This is a genomic window from Pseudoduganella sp. RAF53_2, assembly GCF_052113985.1.
Lineage (GTDB): Bacteria > Pseudomonadota > Gammaproteobacteria > Burkholderiales > Burkholderiaceae_D > Rugamonas.
Genome location: NZ_JBFRDW010000375.1, coordinates 1 through 5,842 on the forward strand (window position 1 = coordinate 1; position 5,842 = coordinate 5,842).

General features: G+C 63.6%; 6 protein-coding genes. 3 read left to right on the forward strand and 3 right to left on the reverse strand.

Annotated elements, in window-relative coordinates; all coding sequences use genetic code 11:
* The 3 genes from tssK to AB4Z11_RS20395 form a co-directional block, all read left to right on the forward strand.
* Positions 1-414, forward strand: a 414-nt coding sequence (gene tssK, locus AB4Z11_RS20385; protein WP_442027271.1) for a type VI secretion system baseplate subunit TssK, incomplete at its 5' end; no start/stop codon positions are given.
* Positions 415-426: 12 nt separating this feature from the next.
* Positions 427-1,191 (forward strand): type IVB secretion system protein IcmH/DotU, encoded by a 765-nt coding sequence (icmH, locus tag AB4Z11_RS20390; protein WP_442027273.1) that lies wholly within the window; start codon positions 427-429, stop codon positions 1,189-1,191.
* Positions 1,191-3,704: a type VI secretion system Vgr family protein gene (locus tag AB4Z11_RS20395; protein WP_442027279.1), complete on the forward strand. Its 2,514-nt coding sequence runs from the start codon at positions 1,191-1,193 to the stop codon at positions 3,702-3,704. Before icmH ends, AB4Z11_RS20395 begins: the two co-directional genes overlap by 1 nt.
* Before the next feature lie 140 nt (positions 3,705-3,844).
* Here AB4Z11_RS20395 and AB4Z11_RS20400 read toward each other — a convergent pair whose 3' ends face one another.
* From AB4Z11_RS20400 to AB4Z11_RS20410, 3 genes are all read right to left on the reverse strand, one after another.
* On the reverse strand, positions 3,845-4,792 hold the full coding sequence (locus AB4Z11_RS20400) for a glycosyl hydrolase (RefSeq protein ID WP_442027275.1): 948 nt from the start codon (positions 4,790-4,792) through the stop codon (positions 3,845-3,847).
* Positions 4,789-5,616: a cupin-like domain-containing protein gene (locus AB4Z11_RS20405; protein WP_442027277.1), complete on the reverse strand. Its 828-nt coding sequence runs from the start codon at positions 5,614-5,616 to the stop codon at positions 4,789-4,791. The genes AB4Z11_RS20400 and AB4Z11_RS20405 overlap by 4 nt, the downstream gene beginning before the upstream one ends.
* A partial coding sequence (locus AB4Z11_RS20410) for a hypothetical protein (protein WP_442027278.1) occupies positions 5,616-5,842 on the reverse strand: 227 nt, incomplete at its 5' end. The genes AB4Z11_RS20410 and AB4Z11_RS20405, both read right to left, overlap by 1 nt.

The following is a 5,842-nucleotide window of genomic DNA, read 5'->3' on the forward strand; positions in this document are numbered from 1 at the left end:
CTGCTGGATACGGTCATCTCGTCGCGCTACTTCGCCATCGCCCTGACGCAGCCGAAACCGTCCTACTTCCACGGCATGCTCGATTCCGGAAAAATCGACGAGCGCACGACCTTCTACCTCGCCGTGCAGGCAGATATGCCCGCTGTGGAAGTGGTGGATGTGGTGCCGCTGCGCTTCAAGATAGGTGCGCCGGATGACGTCGAGAAGTTTGTGCTGTCCGCCATGCCCGGTGTGCGCATCGCGCATGCACCGCAGGTCCCGGCCGCTGTGCCGGTGCGCCCCGATTGCTGCTACTTTGTGTTGGACGGCAAAGGCGCCATGTACGAACGCATGCTACAAGCCCAGTCGATCTCGATCTATGCGCCGTCCGGTATGCGCGACCTGCGCCTGGAACTCATTGCAGTCAATTCCTGATCCAAGGTGAACATGAATACGATCGCCCCTCCCTCCCTCGTCGCCAGTGCAGCGGCCGCACCGGTATCGGACGCGCACGCCACGCTGCTGGACCTGATGTATGACGGTTTCTATGCGCTGTTCATGCTGAAGAACGGCAGCGGCCCGCAGGACAACGCCGAGTTCCAGCCACGCATGACGCGCTTCCTCGACGACTTTGGCCGCAACGCCCGCAAGAGAGGCGCTTCAGCGGACGATATCGATGCCGCCAAATATGCCTTCAGTGCGGCGGTGGACGAGATTATCCTGCGCTCCTCCTACCCGATCCGTGACAGCTGGGAGCTGAAGCCGCTGCAACTGGCACTGTTCGGCGACCAGCTGGCCGGCGAAAATTTCTTCAATCGCCTGGAACAGCTGCGTGCGCACGGTGCCGAACATCTGGAAGCGATGGAGGTATTCCATATGTGCCTGCTGCTGGGATTCCAGGGCCGCTATATTCTGGAGGGTTCGGAGAAGCTGGGCTACCTGACCGCGCGCCTCGGCGACGAGATCRCCCACCTGAAAGGCAAACGTCCCGGCTTCGCGCCGCATGCGGAGCGTCCCGACAATGTGATCCATAAGCTGCGCAGCAACACGCCCCTGTGGACCATGACGGCTGTCTTCGCGCTGGTGTGCATCGTGGGCTACATCGGGCTGCGCACTTCACTGACCCGCCACACCGAACAGCAGGTGCAAGCCTACAACGACGTTGTGCGCATGGCGCCCCGCCAGGCCAACATCACCATCACATTGCCGTGATGGACCGCTTGTTCGGCACAGGCCTCAGCCAGCAGGGTCGCCTGCTGACGCTCGCCAGCGCGCAGGCTTCAGACCTGCCGGAGTCGCTGATGGTCCAACGCTGGCAGGGCCGCGAGGGCGTCAATGAGCTGTTCCGCTTTGATGTCGATGCGCTCAGCACATCGGCCGATGTCACCCTCGGCCAGTTCATCGGCAGGGAGCTGACCGTGCGTCTGCTGCAGCCGGACGGCAGCCGCCGTGCGTGGCACGGCCTGTGCACGGATGCGCGCTGGCTGGGCGCCGATGGCGGCGTGGCGCGCTACCGCCTGCGGCTGGAACCGGCCCTCGCGCTGCTGCGCCTGCGCCGCGACAACTGGATCTTCCATGAGCAATCCGTGCGCGACATCGTGCAGGAGCTGCTGGCCGATTATCCGCAGGTACGCCTGCAATTCGACGTGACGCAGGAACTGGCGCCGCGCGCCATCTGTACGCAGTACCGCGAGAGCGACTACGAATTCCTGTGCCGCATCCTGGCGTCCGAAGGCCTGAGCTGGCGGTTTGAACACGACCAGTCCGATGATGAGGCGCCGGATGGGCAATCCCGCCACCGCGTCGTGATCTTCGACAGCCGCGCCGCCCGCCCGGCGTCCGGCGCACTGCGCTTCCATGGCGTGCGCGCAACGGGGCCGGATGACGCGATCGACCAGTTTGCAGCGCGCCGAGCAATATCGGCGAACGCCGTCAGCATCGCCGGCTGGGAGCCCGCGCAAGTCGCCGCTCCCGCCGCCGAACGGTCCAGCAGCCTTGATGCAGGCGAGCTGCCGGCAATCTCCGTGTACGACGGTAGCGCAGAACGTCACTACACTGCAAGTGGTGCGGCCGATGCCCACAGCCTGCTGATGCTGCAAGCGCTGGAGCTGCACAACAAGATGTTTGCAGGTGAAGGCTCGGTGCGCCGCCTGACTGCGGGCCACACGTTTTCACTGACCGGCCATGAGCAGCTTGAGGCAAGCGAATTCACAACGCTTTGGATTGAACACGATGCGCGCAACAACTTCTCGCCGGCCTTGAAGAGCACGGGCGGCGTGGAGCCGGGCACGTACCGCAACCGCTTCGGCTGCGCGCGCGCTGCGGTGCCGCTGCTGCCTGCTGCGACGGCACTACGCATCCGTGGCGCCACGCTTGGTCCGCAAACCGCGCTGGTGGTTGGCCTGCCGGGCGCCGTCAGCACCACGCAACGCGACCACCAGGTGCGCGTGCGCTTCCCATGGCAGCGTGACGAAGTGCCGGACGAGCGCTGCGGCACCTGGGTGCGCGTCGCCGAGGCATTGTCAGGTCCCAACTGGGGCACCCAGTTCACGCCGCGCATCGGCACCGAAGTGCTGGTGGATTTCATTGAAGGCGATATCGACCGGCCGGTGATCGTTGCGCAGCTTTATACGGGTAGCGATGAACCACCCTTTTCCGCGGGTGTCGATTCCACGGCGAATCACGCGGGCGTGATCTCAGGCATCCACAGCCGCAATTTCGACGGCAGCGGCTATAACCAGTGGATACTGGACGATACGCCCGGTCAGTTGCGCATGCGCCTGGCCAGTAGTACGGCCGCCAGCCAGTTAAATATGGGCTACCTGGTGCAGCAATCGCACGCGTCGGCGACGCGCGGCGCGCATCGAGGTACCGGTTTCGAACTGCGCAGCGACGCCTGGACGGTGCTGCGCTCAGGCGAAGGCTTGCTGATGACGACCAGCATGCGCCGCGCACAGGGTCCTGGCGTCCAGTCCACGCAGCTGGAAGCGGCAGATGCGCTGGAACGCCTCAAGGCTGGCAAGAAGCTGGCGGACGACCTGGCGGCTACCGCAAAACAACAGAACGCCCTGTACAGCGCCGGCGCGCTGACCGAGCATGAACAGCTGATCAAGCAGATCGATCCGCAGCAGGACGGCAAATACAGCGGATCACTAAACGGTCAGTCTGCCTTGCGCGCTGCGGACGGCTCGCGTGAGACAGCGCAAGGCCGGCCCGTAGAGCGCTTCGCCTCCGCCATCATTGCAGCCGACAGTGTGGACAGCATCAACCTCGCCACGCCCGCATCGACGCTGCTCTACGCAGGCGAACAGCTGCATTGGACTGCCGGCTCCGACCTGCACCTGGCCGCGCAGCACACTTACTCCGCCGTCTCCGCCAACGCCACCGCCCTGTTCGCCCGCGAAGGGGGCATCAAAGCCATTGCCGGCAGCGGTGCCGTTTCGCTGCAAGCGCACACCGGCGAACTGGAAATCCTGGCGGACCAGGAAGTAGTGGTCGTTTCGGTCGACGACAGCATCGAGATCAAGGCCAACAGGAAAGTGGTGCTGCACGCCGGGGAATCCTCAGTCGTACTCGAAGGCGGCAATATCACCTTCAGCTGCCCGGGCAACTTCACTGTGAAGTCCGGCCAGCACGCCTTCCTCGGCGGAGCCTCACAAGCTGCGGCGCTCCCCGAGCTGCCAGGCTCGCTCGCCACCATGAATAGTTTCATCGCCCAGGACTAACGCGACGCAGACGCCGATCCGATCGCCGGTATGAAGTACCAAATCACATTTGAAGGCGGCCCGGTCGTCTCGGGTCAACCCGACGACAAGGGCTTCGCGCGCCTCGACGCATAAGCTAAAGGCCGCTTTATCCAATCGGCTTATCGGGATGCGGACATCGCGTGCGTATAGGCACCAGCCGGCACTCCTTGCATGCTGCTGCAGTTTCCGTCGGCAGCTTTCAGGGGCTGGGCGCAAGGCTTGTCGCGGTCGAGGGACCAGAAGTGCAGACCGGCCATGCGCTGCGCCCGCACGCCCGCTGCAACCGTGCGTGCATCATCCAGGGTGAAGACGTTTTCCACTACGTCGTTCATGCCGATCATGGGCGTCAGCTCGATCTGCGCATACGGCAGCTTGTACTGTTTGTGCACATTGCGCGCGGCCTGCAGCGCGGAGGCGCCCATGTCGCAGCGCTTGTCGCGCACCACGCAGACCTTGGGATCATTGGCGCCGTAGTCCATCACCATCAGGTTCAGCACGAAGTCCTGCAAGCCGATGCGGCGCGCAGCTGCCAATACGGCTTCGCCGGTGGCATTCAGGCTGTTGCGGCTGCCGTCCGACGCGGCAAAGGTGGCGATAGTAAAGCTGAAACGCAGATTCGGTGCGTTGCGCTGGGCATTGCGGGCGCGCTGCACGATCGAATCGATCTGCTCCTGTGTCTGCTCGGCCTCGATATCGAAGTCGACGCCCACGAAACGCGGAGACGCATAGCGCGCCAGGAAGCGCGCCATGCCTTCATCCGTGGCGCAGGTGAACACGCCACCCTGCCCTCCCGTGGAGATGATGAAGTCGACACCAGCGCGTTCTGCGGCAGCAATGTTTGCGTCGGCAATCTGCTCGCCTGGCACGCCCATCCACTTTTCGTCGCCGCACTCGCCTGTCGCAAAGGCCCAGGTCAGTGCAGACAGCTTGCTGCCATCGGGCGCCATGCTGACGGCGCGGCCCGCCCCGCCCATCAGGCCGAGGAATTGATAAGGGCTGTGGACCACACGCGGCTCGGCCGCCGCCGCGCCGCACAGCAGCGCCAGCAAATACGCGAGTTTTTTCATTGATTCACTTGCGCCAGCACCTTGGCCTTGTCCAGGCCATTGGCGGCAGGTGCGCTCCACCAGTAGTTGACCATGGCGTTCAGCAGGCCGATGGACTCGACGTGATGCCACCACAGCGAAGGAATGTACAGGGCGTCGCCCGGTTCCAGTTCGGCCACTTGTGCGGCAGCCAGCGCGTCATGAAAGCGCGGGAAGCGCGTGAAGTCCGGCGAACGGAAAGCGACAAGACTGATCGGCGTCGGCGTTGGCGCGAAGTCGAGCGGCCCCAGATACAGATTGCGCACCTGCTCCGGTGGAAGCAACGTGAATCGCCGGCGTCCACTGACCACGCAAGCCAGATTATGCGACTCATCGAAGTGCGCGGGCGTGATCACTTCATTGCCAAGCCAGAGCCGTGGCCGCACCTCAGGATCGAGGAAAGGCGCTGGATTCTGCGCCGCAAAGCCGGGCAGGCATTCGTCCAGCAAAGCGCTCTGCATTGCCACCGCAGGCGCAATCGGGAACTGCGAATAGCGCACGATCTGCTCGATCACCGCAGTCACCGTGCGTTTGGCGCGGACGAAGTTAAAGCCCTTCATGTCCGCAGAATAAAAAAGCCGCCCCTGTACTTCAGGCGGCATAAGCACCGTATCGCAGGCGCCACCACAATCAAATCGCATCAGGTAGCGGCACAGGTCTTCGGGGGATTGCAAGGACTGCTGCACCGAAGGCCAGTGCCGTACCAGGCCGCGCAGCACCACGGGACGTTGCGCCGCCGTCGCCGCCGCAAAAGCTGCGGCGTCGGCGTGCTCGATCTCAGGTGTGCGGGCCAGCTGCGAGAACATCAATACTTGAAACGTACGCCAGCGTAATACTGCACACCGTTCACGTAGAAGCGAGCCGGCTGGTCCTTGTTGTAGACATAGTTCTTCAGAATCGGGTTGTTCAGATTCTGGCCACTGAAGGTTAGCACCACGTTCTTGCTGATGGTGTAGTTCAGCGATGCCGACAGGGTGCCAACTGCATCCTGGTACAGCGGCGTGCCGCGGTCCTGTGCAGCAAGGTAGGACG